This window comes from Roseateles sp., from assembly GCF_965262435.1.
Lineage (GTDB): Bacteria > Pseudomonadota > Gammaproteobacteria > Burkholderiales > Burkholderiaceae_C > Paucibacter_A.
In genome coordinates this window covers 5,439,979-5,456,652 of the sequence record NZ_OZ253537.1, presented here as the reverse complement: position 1 = coordinate 5,456,652, position 16,674 = coordinate 5,439,979, and the positions used below count along the sequence as shown (strand labels likewise).

The 16,674-nt window shown below is 65.6% G+C and carries 14 protein-coding genes; 7 read left to right on the top strand and 7 right to left on the bottom strand.

What is annotated here, in order from left to right:
- The first annotated feature begins 8 nt into the window (after positions 1–8).
- From ACQY39_RS23440 to ACQY39_RS23415, 6 genes are read left to right on the top strand one after another with little or no spacing between them, the layout of a single operon-like run.
- The gene (locus ACQY39_RS23440; protein WP_428510405.1) at positions 9–905 is read left to right on the top strand and encodes an aldo/keto reductase; all 897 of its coding nucleotides are present in this window, start codon (positions 9–11) and stop codon (positions 903–905) included.
- Positions 906–908: 3 nt separating this feature from the next.
- Positions 909–1,277, top strand: a complete 369-nt coding sequence (locus tag ACQY39_RS23435) for a VOC family protein (RefSeq protein ID WP_428510403.1) — start codon at positions 909–911, stop codon at positions 1,275–1,277.
- Positions 1,274–1,999: an alpha/beta fold hydrolase gene (locus ACQY39_RS23430; RefSeq protein WP_428510401.1), complete on the top strand. Its 726-nt coding sequence runs from the start codon at positions 1,274–1,276 to the stop codon at positions 1,997–1,999. Before ACQY39_RS23435 ends, ACQY39_RS23430 begins: the two co-directional genes overlap by 4 nt.
- The gene (locus tag ACQY39_RS23425; RefSeq protein WP_428510399.1) at positions 1,996–2,475 is read left to right on the top strand and encodes a heme-degrading domain-containing protein; all 480 of its coding nucleotides are present in this window, start codon (positions 1,996–1,998) and stop codon (positions 2,473–2,475) included. Before ACQY39_RS23430 ends, ACQY39_RS23425 begins: the two co-directional genes overlap by 4 nt.
- Before the next feature lie 7 nt (positions 2,476–2,482).
- Complete coding sequence (locus ACQY39_RS23420) at positions 2,483–4,723, top strand: TonB-dependent receptor plug domain-containing protein (RefSeq protein ID WP_428510397.1); 2,241 nt, start codon at positions 2,483–2,485, stop codon at positions 4,721–4,723.
- Positions 4,724–4,778: 55 nt separating this feature from the next.
- The gene (locus ACQY39_RS23415) at positions 4,779–5,774 is read left to right on the top strand and encodes a hypothetical protein (protein ID WP_428510395.1); all 996 of its coding nucleotides are present in this window, start codon (positions 4,779–4,781) and stop codon (positions 5,772–5,774) included.
- Positions 5,775–6,509: 735 nt separating this feature from the next.
- Here the strand turns inward: ACQY39_RS23415 and ACQY39_RS23410 are convergent.
- Positions 6,510–7,943, bottom strand: coding sequence for a tyrosine-type recombinase/integrase (locus tag ACQY39_RS23410; RefSeq protein ID WP_428510393.1), 1,434 nt, complete (start codon positions 7,941–7,943; stop codon positions 6,510–6,512).
- A gap of 81 nt (positions 7,944–8,024) precedes the next feature.
- A complete protein-coding gene (locus ACQY39_RS23405) occupies positions 8,025–8,396 on the bottom strand; it encodes a hypothetical protein (protein ID WP_428510391.1) in 372 nt (123 codons plus the stop codon).
- A 219-nt stretch (positions 8,397–8,615) separates the two neighbouring features.
- On the opposite strand from ACQY39_RS23405, the gene ACQY39_RS23400 reads away from it, so the two are divergent.
- Positions 8,616–10,232, top strand: coding sequence for an amidase (locus ACQY39_RS23400; protein ID WP_428510389.1), 1,617 nt, complete (start codon positions 8,616–8,618; stop codon positions 10,230–10,232).
- A 296-nt stretch (positions 10,233–10,528) separates the two neighbouring features.
- On the opposite strand, the gene ACQY39_RS23395 is transcribed toward ACQY39_RS23400, so the two are convergent.
- The 5 genes from ACQY39_RS23395 to ACQY39_RS23375 form a co-directional block, all read right to left on the bottom strand.
- A complete protein-coding gene (locus ACQY39_RS23395; RefSeq protein WP_428510387.1) occupies positions 10,529–10,882 on the bottom strand; it encodes a TonB family protein in 354 nt (117 codons plus the stop codon).
- Positions 10,883–10,953: 71 nt separating this feature from the next.
- Positions 10,954–12,507, bottom strand: a complete 1,554-nt coding sequence (locus ACQY39_RS23390; RefSeq protein ID WP_428510385.1) for a methyl-accepting chemotaxis protein — start codon at positions 12,505–12,507, stop codon at positions 10,954–10,956.
- 368 nt (positions 12,508–12,875) lie between these two features.
- Complete coding sequence (locus ACQY39_RS23385; protein WP_428510933.1) at positions 12,876–14,438, bottom strand: methyl-accepting chemotaxis protein; 1,563 nt, start codon at positions 14,436–14,438, stop codon at positions 12,876–12,878.
- A gap of 177 nt (positions 14,439–14,615) precedes the next feature.
- The gene (locus ACQY39_RS23380) at positions 14,616–15,902 is read right to left on the bottom strand and encodes a c-type cytochrome (RefSeq protein WP_428510383.1); all 1,287 of its coding nucleotides are present in this window, start codon (positions 15,900–15,902) and stop codon (positions 14,616–14,618) included.
- On the bottom strand, positions 15,903–16,625 hold the full coding sequence (locus ACQY39_RS23375; RefSeq protein WP_428510381.1) for a c-type cytochrome: 723 nt from the start codon (positions 16,623–16,625) through the stop codon (positions 15,903–15,905). It abuts the gene before it with no gap.
- Positions 16,626–16,674: the final 49 nt, after the last annotated feature.

Here is a 16,674-nt window from a genome sequence, read left to right as displayed (position 1 = left end):
GAATACCTATGATCATTGGCACTTGGCAATCCGGCGGATCGAGCTGGAAGACCGTCTCGACCGATACTGCGCACGCCGCCCTTCGACACGCGATCGAAACCGGCCATCGCGACTTCGACACCGCGCCGAGCTACGGTGATGGCGTCGCGGAGGCCGCGCTTGGCCGCCTGCTTCGCGAAGCCGGCGTCAGTGACGCGCGGGTGTTCACCAAGATCCCGCCGGACCGCCTGCGCCGGGACCAGTTGCTGGCGACGGCGCGGGAATCGGTGGAGCGCCTGGGCCGGCCGGTCGAGGCGCTGCTGGTGCATTGGCCCGCGGGCACCATGGGCTGCGAGCCGGTCCCGACCGAGGAGATCGCCCATGCGATGCTGGAGGCCAAGGCGCAGGGCCTGACGCGCCGCATCGGACTGAGCAACCATTCGCTCGCCGAGATCCAAGATTTCGAGCGCTTCGCGCCGGTCGAGGCGGCGCAGTACGCCTACTCGCCGCTGTATCGCGTGATCGAAGCGGATGTCCTGCCCTACCTGCGCGGCCTGGGCGTGACCCCGCAGGCCTACTCGCCGCTCGCCCAGGGTCTGCTGGCGCCGGGACCACGCGCGCCGATCGGCGAGGGCGATCACCGCAACTGGGTCCGTCTGTTCAAGGGCGACCTGCTAGCGCAGTGCCAGGCGTTCCGCACCACCCTGATCGAGGCCTACGGCGAGCAGGACTTCTCCGCGGTCGTGCTGGCCTGGGTGCGCGCGAAGGGGTTGTCGCCCATCGTCGGCATCCACCGGCCGGAACACCTGGATCTGCCGCAGCGCGCCCGGACAGTGACACTGAGTGAGGAGGAGGTCGCCCGCATCGACGCGTGGGGCGCACCCCTGCTGGCGCAGGTGGACGGCCAACTGTCCATGTGGGGGTGACGGATGAACCACATCGCGTTGCGCGTCGCCGCCCTGGAGGACTATGTGGCCTTCCTCGCCGCCGTCTTCGGCTACCGGGAGCACGAACGCGTGGTGTCCGAGGAGGGCGCCTTCACCCTGGTGTTCATGACGGGGCCGGAGGCCGGCAGCATCGAGCTGATCCACAACTGGCAGGAATCCGTGGTGCAGCCCGGCCGCACCCTGTCCCATTTCGGCTTCTACACCGGCCGGTACGACGAGATCCTCCGGCTGGCGCGCGACCACGGCGCGCCAGTGCTGGAGGAGAACCTGCTGCCCGGAGGCCGGCGGCAGTGCTACATCGCGGCACCGGATGGCATGCCCATCGAGATCAATGACGGGAGCTTCCAGTGAGCGCCCGCATCATCGTGGGTGTGCATGGCCGTCCAGGCAATGCCCGCTCGCTCGACGACATCGGGCGATGGGCGGCCGGTCGTGGCGATGGCTTCCTGACCTACGACCAGTACGGCGTCAACCGTCCCGACTGTCAGAGGATTCCGGACGACACGCTGCTGGACCATCTGGTGGCCGAGCTGGCCGACGTGGTCGGGCGCGTCGCGCCGCAGTCCGAGGTGGTGTTGTGGGGACATTCGTTCGGCGCGATGCTCTGCGCGCACTTGCTGGGACGGCGGCCGTCGGCCCTCGCGCGTCCGGTGGCCGCAGCCGTCCTGTCCGGCTTCTGTCCGCGCCGTCGCGAGTTCCTCGACTACAACGAGTCGCGACTGCGACTGTCCAAGGCGGAGTTCGACCGGCGCCACCTCTGCCGCGCGGATCCCTGGCCCGAGGCCTTCGCGCGATCGATGCGCGCGGTGCCGCACGGCGACGTGCCGTTGGCCGACGACTATGACGACGTCGTCCGCGCGATCGATGTTCCCGTGCTGCTGCTGCGCGGAGAGCACGACATCTGTTCCGAAGCGCAGCAACGGGAGGTCACCGGGTTGCTGAGGAACGCCCAGGCCCATGCGGTGACGGGCGCATCGCACTATCTGTTCGTCGAGGATCCGGACTCCACCTTCGCGATCGCCGACGGGTTCCTCGGTGGACTCGACACGCGCCCCTCCGGAGCGGCGCCATGAGCACGAACGCCGAGCTGAAGCAGCGCCTGGAAGCGCTGGAGCGGCAGGAACGGGAGTTGGTCTTCCGCGCTTTCTCCAATGCCGAGGCGCTTGCCCTGGGGCTGCGGCTGGTGGCGTTGGCGACAGCGCGCTCGGCCCGGATCGCCCTGCGCATCCGCAGGAACGATCACGAGCTGTTCCAACACGCTATGGAGGGCACCGCGCCGCAGGCGATGAACTGGGTCCGCCGCAAGGAGAACGTGGTAAAGCTGTTTGGCCGCAGTTCGCTCCACGTCCATACGCAGCATGCGCTGGAAGGAGTGTCCTTCGACGCGTTGTCCGGTCTCGTGCCCGCTGATCACGCCGCCTGGGGCGGCGGATTCCCCCTCAACGTCCATGGCGCGGGCGTCGTCGGCGCCATCACGGTATCCGGCATGTCGCACGTGGAGGACCACGACCTCATCGTCGAGGCCCTTCGACTTCACCTGTCTCCCTGACACCATCATGACGCCATTTCCTGACGTCCGGCATCGCCGGAATCTCCCCCTCGGCAAGCGGCCGCCGCTCCCGGTCCCGGCCGTATCGACCGGCATGCTCATCGCGTGCGCCCTTGCGGCGAGCAGCGCACGGGCGGTCCCCGCGGAAGCGTCCTCTGCGCCGCCGGCCAGCCAGATCGACCGCGTCGTCGTGGACGGGGAGTCCAGCGGCGCTTCACGTCGCGATGCCTCCGCCGCAAAGTCCATCGTGACCCGCGAGGATCTGGCCCGTTTCGGCGACGCATCGCTCATCGACACTTTACGCCGCGTGCCGGGCATCACGGTCACCGGGAGCGGTACCCAGCCGCGCGATATCCGCCTGCGCGGGATGGGCAACGGCTACACGCAGATCCTGATCAACGGCGAACCGGCGCCCGCCGGATTCTCGATCGACGCCTTGTCGCCGGAGCTGGTCGATCGCATCGAAGTACTCAGGACGGCCACGGCCGACCTAGGGACCCAGGCCATTGCCGGCACGATCAACATCATCCTGCGTCGCACCGCCAAGCCCGGACAGCGCGACCTCAAGATGTCCGGGGGCATCAGCGGCGGGCGCGGAAACGTCAATATGTCGGCCCAGACCGGCGGTAGTCTCGCACCAGGATGGCAGTACGGCCTGACGGGCAGTCTTGCGTTTGACAACAACCAGTATCCCGCCCGCATCGACACGGAGGCATCGACGCCCGGCGGGCCGCCGCGCTTCCGGCAACACACCGAGACGCTTGAACAGGCCCGGCAGTGGACGCTCGGTCTGTCTCCGCGTCTAACCTGGAAGGTGGACGATCAACGCTCTCTGAACGCCGACGTTTCAGTGCAGGGGCAACGGGTGGAAATTGGCGGGGATGAGCGGCGCAGTACGACGCTGGGTACCGGATCGCCGATCCGCAACGACCTGATGCACATTGTCAACGAGAGCTGGCAACTGCGATCGACGGTGCAGCTCAAGCAGCCCGTGGGCAGCGACGGACGTCTTGAGACCAAGCTCACGGTCACCCATCTGCGGCGGACGTCGGACGGCACCTTGGACCGTCTGGATGCGGAGGCGTCACCGCTTGTGTTCCGGAGCGTCGATTCAGTCCTGTCCGACAGCGCTGGCGCGCTGGTCGGCAAGTACCAGCTGTTGCTGGACGAAGCCCATACGATCGGACTGGGGTGGGACAGTCAGTTGACGCGTCGCGCGGAGACTCGCACGCAGCGGGAATCGAGTCCGGTCGCCTTCCCCACTGAGGACATGGACGACAACTACCGCGCGACGATCGCCAGACTGGCCCTCTACGCGCAGGACGAATGGGCGGTGACCGAGCGCCTGTCGATCTACGCCGGCGCGCGATGGGAAGGGCTGGAGACCCGCACCTCCGGCGAGGAACTGGGCGCGATCAAGCACCGATCCAGCGTGCTGAGTCCGACCTTGCAGATGGTGTGGAAGATCCCATCAACCAAGGCGGATCAGCTTCGAGTGGCGCTGGCGCGCACCTACAAGGCCCCTACCGCCCGCGACCTGCTTCCACGCCGCTGGATCGTGAACGACAACTCCGCGACCCGCCCTAACTTCCAGGGCAATCCGACGCTCGTGCCTGAACTGTCCTGGGGACTCGACGCAGGATACGAACGCTATCTGTCCGACGGAGGATTTCTCGGGCTCAACGCCTATGCGCGACGGATCGCCAACGTCATTTTGCAGCGGACACGGGACGAAGGCGGCACGTGGATCTCTACGCCGGTGAACAGTGGCCGTGCCGAAGTGCGGGGGCTGGAAATGGAGGTCAAGCAGAAGCTCCAGAGGTTGGCGTCGACCTGGCCGAAGCTGGATGTCCGCTTGAGTGCCTCGCGGCAGTGGTCGACCATTGATGAGGTACCGGGTCCTAACAACCGCCTGTCCCAGTTGCCCGCCTGGACCGCGACCGCAGGTGCAGATTGGCAGCCCACAGGCAGCCGATGGGCGACCGGGCTGCAATTCGCCTTCGAGAATGTCGGCCGTGCCCGCATCTCGCAGGAGCAATGGACCCGCCGTTCCAACAAGCGGGCGCTGGACGTCTACGGGTTGTGGACGGTCAGCAAGGAGATGCGAGTGCGTGTGTCTTGGCTTAACGTGCTGAAGCCACAGACGGTCACCGAAACCCAGTATGTGACCGACGCACTGTCCCAGGGTCAGGTGTTGCGACAGTCCCCATCCAGTGTGCTGCGAGTAGCCGTGGAAATGAAGCTGTAGTGAGTATTCCCAGGTGTGGGGCCGGAGCCTCGTGGTGGCCCGTGGTAAGAAGCACGTGCTTGATGTCGACGACCCGGAGTTGGTCTGGCCCGGGCATGAAGGCTCCATAACACTGCAACGCGCCAGCCGTGATCACCTGATGGGCTACGTGCGCGACGAGGTCCTACGCGACTATCAGGGCCGGCCGATCTTCGAGATCCACCCGATGTCGGGCGCGGTGTCCTACCGCGGGCAGTGGGCCGTGAGCTTTTGCCACCGGATGGGCCGAGGCCACATCGCGTTGGAGCTCAAAAAGCTGTACGAGGGCAATCCGCCGGCGGTTATCGAGCATTGGCATCGCTATGCAGTGTCTGGGAAAGTCGCCCAGGAGGACCGTGATCGCAACGGCAACGCGAACATCGCCGAGCGCGCGAAGGCGCTGGTGCAGGCCTTCCTGCGCTTGACCTGGGCGGTCGCACAGCTCGGCGACGCGCTTGGCCTCAGTTTTTCGCAGCGGGATGTCGGCGCCTTTGACACCGCTGCGGTTGAGTACAGAGGATGGTGGACGTTCCCAGAGCTGGGGCGCCTCAGCGACGTGGTTTCTCTGAACATCCCGGTCGGCGAGTTCCTTGAACGTGCCAAGGACATTGCGGTGATGCTGGAATTGCTCCAGGAGGCCCCGATGCGCAACGTCGTTCTGACTACGGGCCTTACCAAGAAGCAGCTCGGCGAGACAGGGACCATCAAGCTGCTGGGCACGCTGTCCCAGCTGGCGACGACCTGCAAGAAGTCGGGCCACCATTGGCCGGCCGACGTGGACCAGGTGGTGGCGGGCTGGGATAAGGATCTTCGGCTCGGCGCAATGGCGCGCCTCTACTCCCTCAACCAGTTGAGGCAGAAAGACGCTCACCGTACAGGCGACGGCTTTGCGGAGTCGCTGGCCAAAGACCTGAAGGCCTTTGGAATCGACCCTGCCGCCCACGCCGCGGGGTGGAGCGATGCAGTCGATGCAATGTTTGACGGCCTCATTGGCGACCTGAACGAGATCGCCGACCTGCTCGCCGTGTCGTGACGCTGCTTCCCTGCAGGGTAGGGGCCGAACGCTCCGATGAGGTCAGGCCGGGTCGCCAGCACGCGTTCGAGATGGCTCTCGGGCCACATCTCGACCTCGAGCCCGGTGTCGGACTGGTTGTGCTTCTCGATGGCGGCCACGGCATCCGGCGTGAACCGGCCGCTGGAAACGATCACGCAAACGTCCATACGCGGCGGCTCGCTTAACTCCTTCGCATCACGGCTCACGGGGATGCCTTTGGCCCACTTTTGGCCCACTTGCCGTTGCCGGATCGTGATCGAACTAGCAATCCAATGAAAAATGCCATGCAAATCAGAGACTTGCATGGCCATATCTGGTGCGCCCGGTTGGGATCGAACCAACAACCCCTGCCTTCGGAGGGCATCGCGCCGGCTCGTCAGCGAGGCCATTTCGTCGACCTACGGCAACCAGAGTCAACCAAGACCAAGAGTGTGTCCATGTGGTGTACGTGCACATCCCAGAACGCAGTGTTCATGCGCCTTGCGGGCGGTTCTCTTGGTTCTGCATCGCTCCAAACCTGGCACCGTTGATTACTGCATTGCGGTGAATCTGAGACAATCCGCGCTCAGGCGGAACGTCCTCGGTTCGATTCCTTGGATGGCCGTCTGAAGGACAGTCCGGTGTACCCAACCTGTACCCGTTACGACTAGCGATTGCGAAGGCGAGAGTTGGCGCACCGTTCCGCGGATCTTTGGATTCCGCCCCAGCCAACAGTCACCCGCCAAGCCGATTGTTAATGATGGTTTCGAGTTGGTCTCCGAGTTTGACCCAGGCCGCACGTTTCTCTTCCGCGTAGTCGTGATGCATGTAGTGTCGGCGTACCCTGCTGCCGGCCAGCACATGGTTTTGGCAGCGATCAATGATGTCGGGAAGAACGCCTAGGGCCTGCATCATGGTCGCGGCTGTACGGCGAAGGTCATGTGGCGTCCATTCGCCTTTGGTTCCCTGGGCGAGTACGAGGCTGTTGTCATTCCGCCTGTTCTTCAATGGGCCACTGCGGTTCTTGAACTGAGTCTGTCTGTCTCCAATCTGCTTGGAGACGCTCTTGACGCAGACATGTTGAGCCGGCGCCTCTCCTTTGGCGGTCCGTGCAGGAAAGCAGTACGGCGTGTCGCCCGTCAGTGCTTTCAGTGCCTTGAAATGACGGCTCGCGAAGTCGGAGAGGTAGACGCGCCAGTCGACACTAGTCTTGGTGTTGTCTGCTGGCACAAACCATTCGCGGGTATCCAGGTTGACATGCTCCCAGCGGGCCATCAGCAGTTCGCCAATGCGGCATGCTGTGCTGACGCAGATCCAAAGTGCGAGCTGGCTCTCTTTCTTGAGCGGGCGGGCGGTACCGTATTTCTGGCCTGCCGGCAGGGCTGCATAGACGGCCTCCATGCTTTCAAGGATGTCACGCAACTCCCTCAGTTCCTCTGCGGATAGAACCCGCTCGCGCGGTTTGTCGACGGCAGATCCGGGAGGGAGAATTTTCTCGATTTCCAGCAGTTCAGCTGGGTTGCCGTCGGCCATCAGGCCGCGCCACGGTTTGCGTTTTTCGGCCCAGGCGAACATCTGGACGATGTCGTTGTAGGTGCGAACGGTCTGGCGATGTACGCCACGTTTCACCATTTGACGAAGCAAGGCGCGCAGGTCGTGCTCAGTGACCTCGCGAACGGGGCTGGCACCAATGCTTGGCAGGACATCTTTCTCGAAGCTGCGGCGTATCTCAGCGTTACCGTCCGCGCGCGCAACGCCATCGCGCAGCCATGACTCATACATGGCACGCACAGGCTGGTCTTCTGCGTCTTTGCGCGCCACTTCCGCGATCACAGCTTCGACCTGCGCTTGCGCTTCAATCTTTGACGCTCGTTTGGCATCAGTGGGTCTAACGCCGGATCTCACAAGAGACCGGGCGTGATCGCGCTCCGTTCGTATGGCCTCTAACGTGTTCATCGGCCAGGTGCCGCAATAGTGCCAACTCACCTTTCCCTGCCACTTGAAGGCAAAGCGGAATGCGACAGACACGTCCCCGTCCAAGGACGTTCTTACTTCGCCGCTGAGACCATCTCCGTCGCTCAACGTGTCACCTTTCCATGCGGCGGGAACAGCCTGGAGTTCTTTTGCCGTCCAGCGGCGACCTTTGCCTTGGCGGGGGTAGCGAGTCATTTCGATAGCCTCCAATGGGTAAACCCATGTGTAAACCGGAACGCGGATTTTGGCGAATCGCGTTGCACGTCGTAAAATGAACTATCGGCTATAACTAATTGATTTTCCAGGGGATTTGTCGTCCAGTGGTGTCCCTGAAAATTCGGGGAATTTCGCGTTTAATAGGATGGCTTGGAAGAGGTCGGGGAAGCGCGCGCACAAGGCCTTGATGCGCTTGAGCGCCTGGGCTGGCGAGCTGCGATGGCCGGGGGCGATCCACTTCACCTCGTCGTTGGCCTCGACCAACTCGGCTTCGAGGATGCGGATGCGGGTCAGCAGGTATTCGCAGTCGCGCGCGGCCATGGCCTGCAGCTCCGCCTCGTCGTCGCTTTCGGCGTGGGGGTAGCGCTCTTGCACCATGCGCGCGAGCGCTGCCTCAAGCTCGGGCAAGGTGGGGGCAGGGGCTTCAGCCATGGCGAGACCTGAGAAAGCGGCACGAAGCCAGTGTTTCGACCGCGGCCCGCAGAACTTGAGGCTTGGGCCAGTCGGTGACGGTTTTTCGACCCACCCGCCTGGGCTTGTCCTAGGGTGCAAGGCGCGGCCGGGCTGGTCACAATGCCCGGCCCTGTCTTGTCATGCAGTCCCTCCACAAGCCAGCCTGCTTTGCCACACTGCACACGACACGGACCCCGTATGAGCACTCAAGACAGTTTCCTGAACCGGCGCGGCTTTGTCGCGGGATCGCTGAGCCTGGGGGCTGCCTTGGCCCAAGCCGCTGAACCGGCCGCGTCTGCGACGCCCTTGCCGCCCGGCCGCCTCGATGCCCTCGACCTGCAAGGTGTCCAGCAAGGTCTGGCCAGCGGTCAGCTGAGCGCTGAAAGCCTGACCCGCCATTACCTGCGTCGCATCAATGCGCTGGATCGCCAGGGGCCGCAGCTGCGCTCGGTCATCGAGCTCAATCCGCAGGCCCTGGCTCAAGCGATCGAGCTGGACCGCGAACGCCGCGACAAGCGCCGTGGCCCGCGCGGTCCGCTGCACGGCGTGCCGGTGCTGCTCAAAGACAATATCGCCACCGAAGATGCCATGAGCACCACGGCCGGCTCGCTGGCGCTGGCCGGCCTGCACGCCAGCCGCGATGCCTTTCTGGTCACGCGCCTGCGCGCCGCCGGTGCCGTCATCCTGGGCAAAACCAATCTCAGCGAATGGGCCAATATCCGTTCGAGCCGCTCGACCAGTGGCTGGAGCAGCCGCGGCGGCCAGACCCGCCACCCCCATCTGCTGGCGCGCAATCCCAGCGGCTCCAGCTCCGGCTCGGCCGTGGCCGTGGCGGCCGGCCTGTGCGCCTTGGCGGTCGGCACCGAGACCGACGGCTCAATCATTTCTCCCGCCAGCATCTGCGGCATCGTCGGTCTCAAGCCCACGGTCGGCCTGGTCAGTCGCAGCGGCGTCATCCCGATCTCGGCCAGTCAGGACACGGCTGGCCCCATGACCCGCCACGTCCGCGATGCCGCTGCCTTGCTGCAGGTGTTGGCCGCTCCCGACACTGAGGACCGCGCCACCGCCGCCGCACCCAAGCCAGCCGATTACCTCACTGGCCTGCGCAAGGACGCCCTGCGCGGTGCCCGCATCGGCGTGCTGCGCGGCGCCCAGCCGCCCCAGCCCCAGGTCAATGCCTTGTTCGAGCAGGCCCTGGCCGTGCTCAAGGCCCAAGGGGCGGTGCTGATCGATCAGGACCTCAAGATTCCGCACCAGGAAAAGTACGGCGACAGCGAAATGACCGTGCTCATGCACGAGTTGAAGGTCGGCCTGGCCGAGTACCTGGCCGCCTATCAGCCCGATGCGCCGGTCAAGGATCTGGCCGGCCTGATCGCCTGGAACCAGGCCCATGCCAAGACCGTCATGCCCTTCTTCGATCAGGAGTTGTTCGAGATGTCCCAGGCCACACAGGGCCTGGACAGTGAGGACTACCGCAAGGCGATCGAGAACAACCAGCGCTACGCCCGCAAGGAAGGCCTGGACGCCTTGTTCGCCGAGCATCAGCTCGACGCCGTGGTGGCGCCCTCGGGCAATCTGGCCTGGCTCACCGACCCGTTACTGGGCGACCACTTCACCGCGGGCGGCTTCACCTCGCCCTTTGCCGTGGCTGGCTACCCGCATCTGACGGTGCCCATGGGCTTGGTGGGCGAACTCCCTGCCGGCATTTCTTTCGGTGGCCTGGCCTGGCAGGAAGCCAAGCTGCTGGCCTACAGCTATGCCTATGAGCAAGCCAGCCTCAAGCGGGCGGCGCCGAAGTTCTTGAGCAAGGTCTGAGCTCGGGCCGACCGGCACCATAGGAAAAGCCCGGCATGACCGGGCTTTTTTTGCGCTTGTTCGCAGGTTCAGCCTTCGCGCAAGCATGCGCTCAGGCCTGAACGAGGCACAGGATGCTGCGCAGGCAGGTGAGACTGATCGCTATCGGCCATCGCGCAAGCATGCGCTCCGGCACTGAACGAGGCACAGCATGCTGCGCAGGGAGGGTGCTCTGTCCACATCAGCCTTCGCGCAAGCATGCGCTCAGGCCTGAACGAGGCACAGGATGCTGCGCAGGCAGCATCCTGTGTCCACGTTCAGTCCTCGTTGTTGAAGACGAGTTTGACTTCGTGGTGCTGCTTTTCGCCGCTGGCTTCGAAGCGCCAGTCCATCAGGGCGTTGGTGACCGAGCGGTCGAAGACCTTGCGCGGCTGCGCTTCCAGGATGTCCACGCCGGTGACCTTGCCGTCGCCGTCGATGGCCATCTTGGCGGTCACGGTGCCGCGGGTGATGGATTGCTTCTCGGCTTCACGCGGGAACTCGGGCGGCACCTTCTTGACGATCTTGGGCGCGGCGTGGGCGCTCAGGGCCAGCGCCACGGTGGCGGCGAACAGGCCTGCAGCGCGCAGCAGGGAGAAGGGGGCGGCGGCGGGGGTGCTTGTGTACTTCATGGTGCGGGTCTCGACTGCAGAAATAGAGGGATGTGAAACAAAGAAAAGAGGGACGGGAAACTGAAGGGCGCTCAGGCCGGCACGGCGCGGAAGAAGCCTACGGCGTCGAGCAGGCGCGAGGAGCTGGTCTTGAGGGCGTCGGTCGAACGACCGAGCTCATCGACCAAGGTGGTGTTCTGCTGTGTGGTGCGGTCCAGCTCGTTCATGGCGTTGTTGACCACGCCGACACCGGCTGCCTGCTCCTGGGCCGAGTGCGAGATTTCCTCGATCAGCTGGCCCATATTGTTGACTTCGTCGACGACGCTGCGGATGGTGACGCCGGCGTTGTTGACCAGGGCGGTGCCGTTCTCGACCTTGACGGACGATTCCTGGATCAGCACCTTGATTTCCTTGGCCGCGGCGGCCGAGCGCGAAGCCAGGGCGCGCACTTCGGAGGCCACGACCGCGAAGCCGCGGCCATGCTCGCCGGCGCGCGCCGCTTCCACGGCCGCGTTCAGGGCCAGGATGTTGGTCTGGAAGGCGATGCCATCGATGACGCCGATGATGTCGCCGATCTTGCGCGAGCTGGCGCTGATCTCTTCCATGGTGTCGACCACCTTGGCCACCACCGCGCCGCCGGCCGATGCCGACTGGCGCGCCTTGGTGGCGATGCCGGCGGCGCGGCGGGTCAGGTCGCTGGCGCCGTTCAGGTTGGCGGCAATCTGCTCCACCGAGGCGGCGGTGTTCTGCAGGCTGGCGGCCGAGCGGGCGTTGCGGTCCGACAGATTGACGTTGTTGTCGGCGATGTCGGAGGAGTTCTGCGCCACCTCGCCGGCGGCGTCGCTGACGCTGCTGACCACGCCGGTCAGCGCCGCCTGCATGTCCTGCATGGCACGCAGCATCTGCGCCAGTTCGTCATGGCCTTCCGCGTGGATGGCCAGGGTCAGGTCTCCTGCGCTGATGGCCTCGGCTGCAGCTTGGGCACGGCGCGCCGGCAGCACGATGGAGCGGGCAATCACCAGGCCGCCACCGACGCCGATCACCACCGCCACCAACACCAAGACGCCGGTCAGCAGCACAGCATTGCGGGCCATCTCGCCACCGGAGATGGCCAGGTCACGGGCACTCTCGAACTGCAGCTCGACCAGACCCTTGAGGCCTTCTTGGTATGCCTGCTGAGCCGGGCGCACATCGGTGATCAGGCTTTCACGCGCCTCGTCCGGGCTGCCGTCCTTCTGGATCTTCTGGAACTTGGCCACAGCGCCAACAAAGGCGGTCTTGCGCTCACGCACCTGGCGCACCAGGTCTTTTTCCTTGTCGCCGACCAGGCTGGCCTCGACGTCGTTGATCTGCTTGTCGCTCTCGGCCAGGGCGGCTTCGATGGCGGCCTTCTGCTTCTTGATCTGGCGTGCTTCGTCGAGCAGCAGCAGGTCGCGCGAGGCGCGAGCGATCACATTGACCTGTTCCTCAAGTGCATTGGCCGAGGCGATCTTGACCAGGCTGGAGTTGGCCGTCAGGTCCAAGTCCTTGGCGAGGCGGCTGGCCGTGTTGGCGCCATAGCTCCCGATCGCGATCAGCAGAAGAATCAGGAGGCCGTAGCTCACGGCCAGACGCTGGCTGATGCGCAGCTGGGTCAGAAAATTCATCGATGAATCCCTCGTCAAGAACTGCTTGTTGTGGTGGCGGCGGCGCCGATGTGGCGTGCTGCTGCGGCCGGGCACCCCGGCGGGGCGCTTGCGATGCCTGGGACGCTATCGGCGCCACACACTGAGTTCTTGATGCGGGATTCCATGGATTCCTGAGTGGCCTGTGACATATGTCGCAGTGGCGGCTCGGAGTCCAGAAACAGGACGATTTGGGGCGGGCCGCACGGCAAACTGCGGACGCCAGTCTGCCTTCGCCGCGCGCTTGTGGGGCGGAGGCAAAGACCGATCGCGTGAACGATTTCGCGCCACAGCTCGATGGCATCCCCGGTTCAGGGGCTTGCTGTTGGCGCCGGGGCTGTGCGCCAGCCTCAGGCGGCGGTGCGGAACTGCCTCATATTGGCAGCCAGGCCATGGGCCTGGCCGTGCAGAGCCGCAGAAGCCGCGGTGGACTGCTCCACCAGCGCAGCGTTCTGGCTGGTCATCTCCTCCAGCGCCTGCATGGCGTGCTCGACATGGTCCAGATGGCCGCCCTGTTCCATGGCGCTGGCTTGCAGCTGCTCCATCAGGTCGCGGACCTGGTAGACGCCGGCAATGATCTCGTTCATCTGCTGACCGGCGCCCTGGGCGCGGGTCGAGCCGGCCTCAGCCTTGCGCACCGAGGCCGAGATCAGGCTGTTGATTTGATGGGCGGCATCGCTGCTGCTCTGGGCCAAATGCCGCACCTCGGCGGCCACGACGGCGAAACCCTTGCCCTGTTCGCCAGCGCGCGCGGCCTCGATGGCGGCATTCAAGGCCAGGATGTTGGTCTGGCGGGCGATGCCGTCGATCACGCCGGTGATCTCGCCGATCTGTTGGGCGGCACTGCGGATCTCGGCCATGTCCTGGACCATCTGCTGCACCGCGCTGCCGCCGGCCGAAGCCTGCTCGGCTGTGGTTGCACTCAGGCGTGCGGCCTGGGCGGCGCTGCCTTGGGTTTGCCGCAGGCTGGCAACCATGGCGCTCATGCGCTGGCTGGTGGCCTGCAGGCGCGCGGCTGAACTTTCGGTGCGGCGGGACAGGTCCTGATTGCCGCTGGAGATCTGCGTGGAGGTGATGCTGACGCTGTCCACGCCCTGGCGCACGGCCTCCACCATATCGCGCAGGCGCTCGGTCATGGTGCTCAAGGCGGCGTTCATGCGGCCCAGCTCGGTGTCTTGTTCAGTGCGCTCTTCGGCCCCGAGGCGTGCCGGGCTGCTCAGGTCACCGCGCGCCACGGCCGAGGCGAGATGGACCACCTCGCCCAGCGGGCCGGTGATGGATCGCGTCACCCGCCAGCCCAGCAGGCCTGCGGCCAGCACGAGTGCCGCGATCAGGACCAGCAGCTGGCGCCGGCTTTTCAGATAGGTTTCATTGGCCAGCCGGGCTTCGGCTTGTGCGGCCTTCAGGCTGAGGTCGGCCAGCTGCAGCATCAGGCCGCGCGCATCAGCAAAGCGGCGCGCGCCTTCGCTGGTGATCAGATCGATGGCTGCTGGGCCGGCGCCCACTTGAACAAAGGCTTGCACGCCCTGGCGCAGGGTGCTGTAGTGACGAATTGCCTGGACGGTGTCCTTGAACAGCGCCTGCTCTTCCGGGCTGCGCAGCTGGGCCTCGTAGGCGCTGCTGATCTGTTTCAGCTCCAGATCGACAGCGTCGATCTGGCTCGCCACGGCCGCCACCTGATCGCGCTCGCTCATGGCCATCAGGTAGTCCAGCGAATGGCGTCGGGTTGCCAGTTCCGCCAGGCGCAAGCTGTCGGAAACGCCTTGCAGGTGGACGGCGTTGATGTTCTGTGCGCTGGTGTCGATCTGCTGCTGGCGCACGATCGAGAACGCCCCCAGAAACGCCAGGGCCGCGGCCAGCAAGCCAAAGGACAAGCTCAGCCTGCGTGCAATAGACCACTCGGCCCGGAACATCCGGCTTGCCAAGGGTGGGAACTGGGCCAGAGCCCGTCGAGAAAACATGCCAACTCCAAAAACTGCAGGAACGATGGGCCGGCAGTTTGTGCTTGCTGTGTGACCAGGGCGTTACCCGGCTCGGCCTGGGCGGCGCGTGCAGCGCGGCTGCGTGAACAATTGCCGCTTCAATTCCAATCAATCCACGCGTTGGTCTTTGCTCTGCAGCACGTCGACCGGCCGCACATCGGGCGCGCCTCGTGGCTGGTTGCCCCAGGCATTGCGCACGAAGCTGGCCAGTGCCGCTTGCTCGCTGTCATTGAGCAGGCCCGCAAAGGGCGGCATGCCGAAGGGGCGGGGGTTGCCTTCGGTCGAAGGTGCAAAGCCGCCGCGCTGAATGATGCGCAGCAAATTGGCTGGGTTGGCCATCAGCACGGCGCGGTTGCCGGCCAGGGCCGGGTAGATTCCAGCCACGCCGCGGCCTTGCTCGCCGTGGCAGCTGGCGCAGTGGTCGGCATAGAGCTGCGCGCCTTGCTCGCGTAACTTCAATTCTGCGCGGCGTTCGGGCACGGCTGCGGGCTTGCTGTGCTGGGGCAAGGCCTGCAGGTACACGGTCATGGCGGCCAGATCGGCATCACTGAGGTGCTGGGTGCTGCCGCGTATCACCTCGCTCATGGGGCCAAGCGCGCTGGCCTGATCGTTGCGGCCGCTCTTCAGCCATTGCTGCAGGGCTTGCGGGCTCCAGCCAGCAACGCTGGCTTCGGCCGGGTCGTGCAGCGAGGGGGCGTACCAGCCCAGCGCATCGAGCATGCCGCCGGAGAAGTCGTTCAGGCCAGAGGTGGCGCCCAGGCTGTTGCGGCTGGCATGGCAGGCATTGCAGTGGCCCAGACCCTGGCTCAGGTAGGCGCCACGGTTCCATTCGGCCGAGCGTTGCGCATCGGGCTGGAACACGGCCGGCCGGAAGTAGAGCGCCCGCCAGACCGCCAACGCGGCCTGCGTGTTGTAGGGAAAACGCAGCTCATGCTCGCGCCGCGGCTGGGCCACGGCGGGCAGGCTTTGCAGGTAGGCGAACAGCGCATCAGAGTCTTCGCGCGTGACCAGGGCGTAGTTGTCGTAGGGGAAGGCGGGCGTCAGCAAGCGGCCGTCGCGGCCACGGCCGTTGTGCAGGGCGGCCCAGAATTCATCGGCACTCCAGCGGCCCAGGCCGGTCTCGGCATCGGGTGTGAGGTTGGAGGTGAAGACACTGCCGAAAGGCGTGGGGATGGCGCGGCCGCCGGCGTACTCGGCACCGCCACGGGCGGTGTGGCAGCCCATGCAGTTGCCTGCGCGGGCCAGGTAGGCGCCGCGCTCGATCAGGGCTGGGCTCGATTGAAACGGCGTGGCGCGCGGCGCGCTCTCGTCCAGGTGGTTGAGGCGCTGCACCGCCAGGGCGGCGAGCAGCAGGCCGGCGCCGAGCACGCCGAGGATCTTGTATCGGAGCTTCATTTACTTGAGCCCCCCGCATTCCATGGGCAGGGGCGCGGGCAGGCTGTCGGCCGGGCGGGCGCCGGCGGGCATGGGCTGGCCGGCCAGCCAGTGCGAGATGGCGTTGATCTCTTCTTCTTTGAGCTGCTTGGCGATCCAGGCCATGCAGTCGGGCGCCACGGCGCGGCGCTGGCCGCTACGCCAGGCGCCGAGCTGGCCGTTGAGATAGTCGCGCGGCAGGCTCAGCAGGCCTGGGATGAAGGGCTGGACGCCGGTCAGCTGCTGACCGTGGCACTGCACACAGGCCGGCAGCTTGCGCGCTGGGTCACCCTTGAGCACCAGCTCTTGTCCACGGCTCAGCGCCGCAGCGGGCAGGGCCGGGGTTTGGGGCGGCGGGTAGGGCAGGTGAAGGCCGGCGAAGTAGCCGGCCAGCTCGTTCAGGTAGGCATCGCTCAAGGGGTCGACCAGATCGCTCATCAAGCCGTAATGGCGCCGGCCATCGCGGAAGTTGAGCAATTGCTTGTAGAGGTAGCCCTGCGGCTTGCCTGCCAGGCGCGGGTAGTAGCCGTCGGCGGCGGCGCGGCCTTGCTGGCCGTGGCACTGGGTGCAGGCCAGGGCGCGCTGGGCGATCGTGTCCTCGACGGCGGCGGCTGGGGCCGCGTTGGTTGATGCGGCGCAGAACAGGCTCAGCAGCAGGCTCGCTGCGGCCAGACGCGCACGGGCAAAAGGAAGAAGGGAAGGCATGGCGGGATTATCCCCGTCACCTCCGGCCGGGCACAGGCGCAGAACTGCC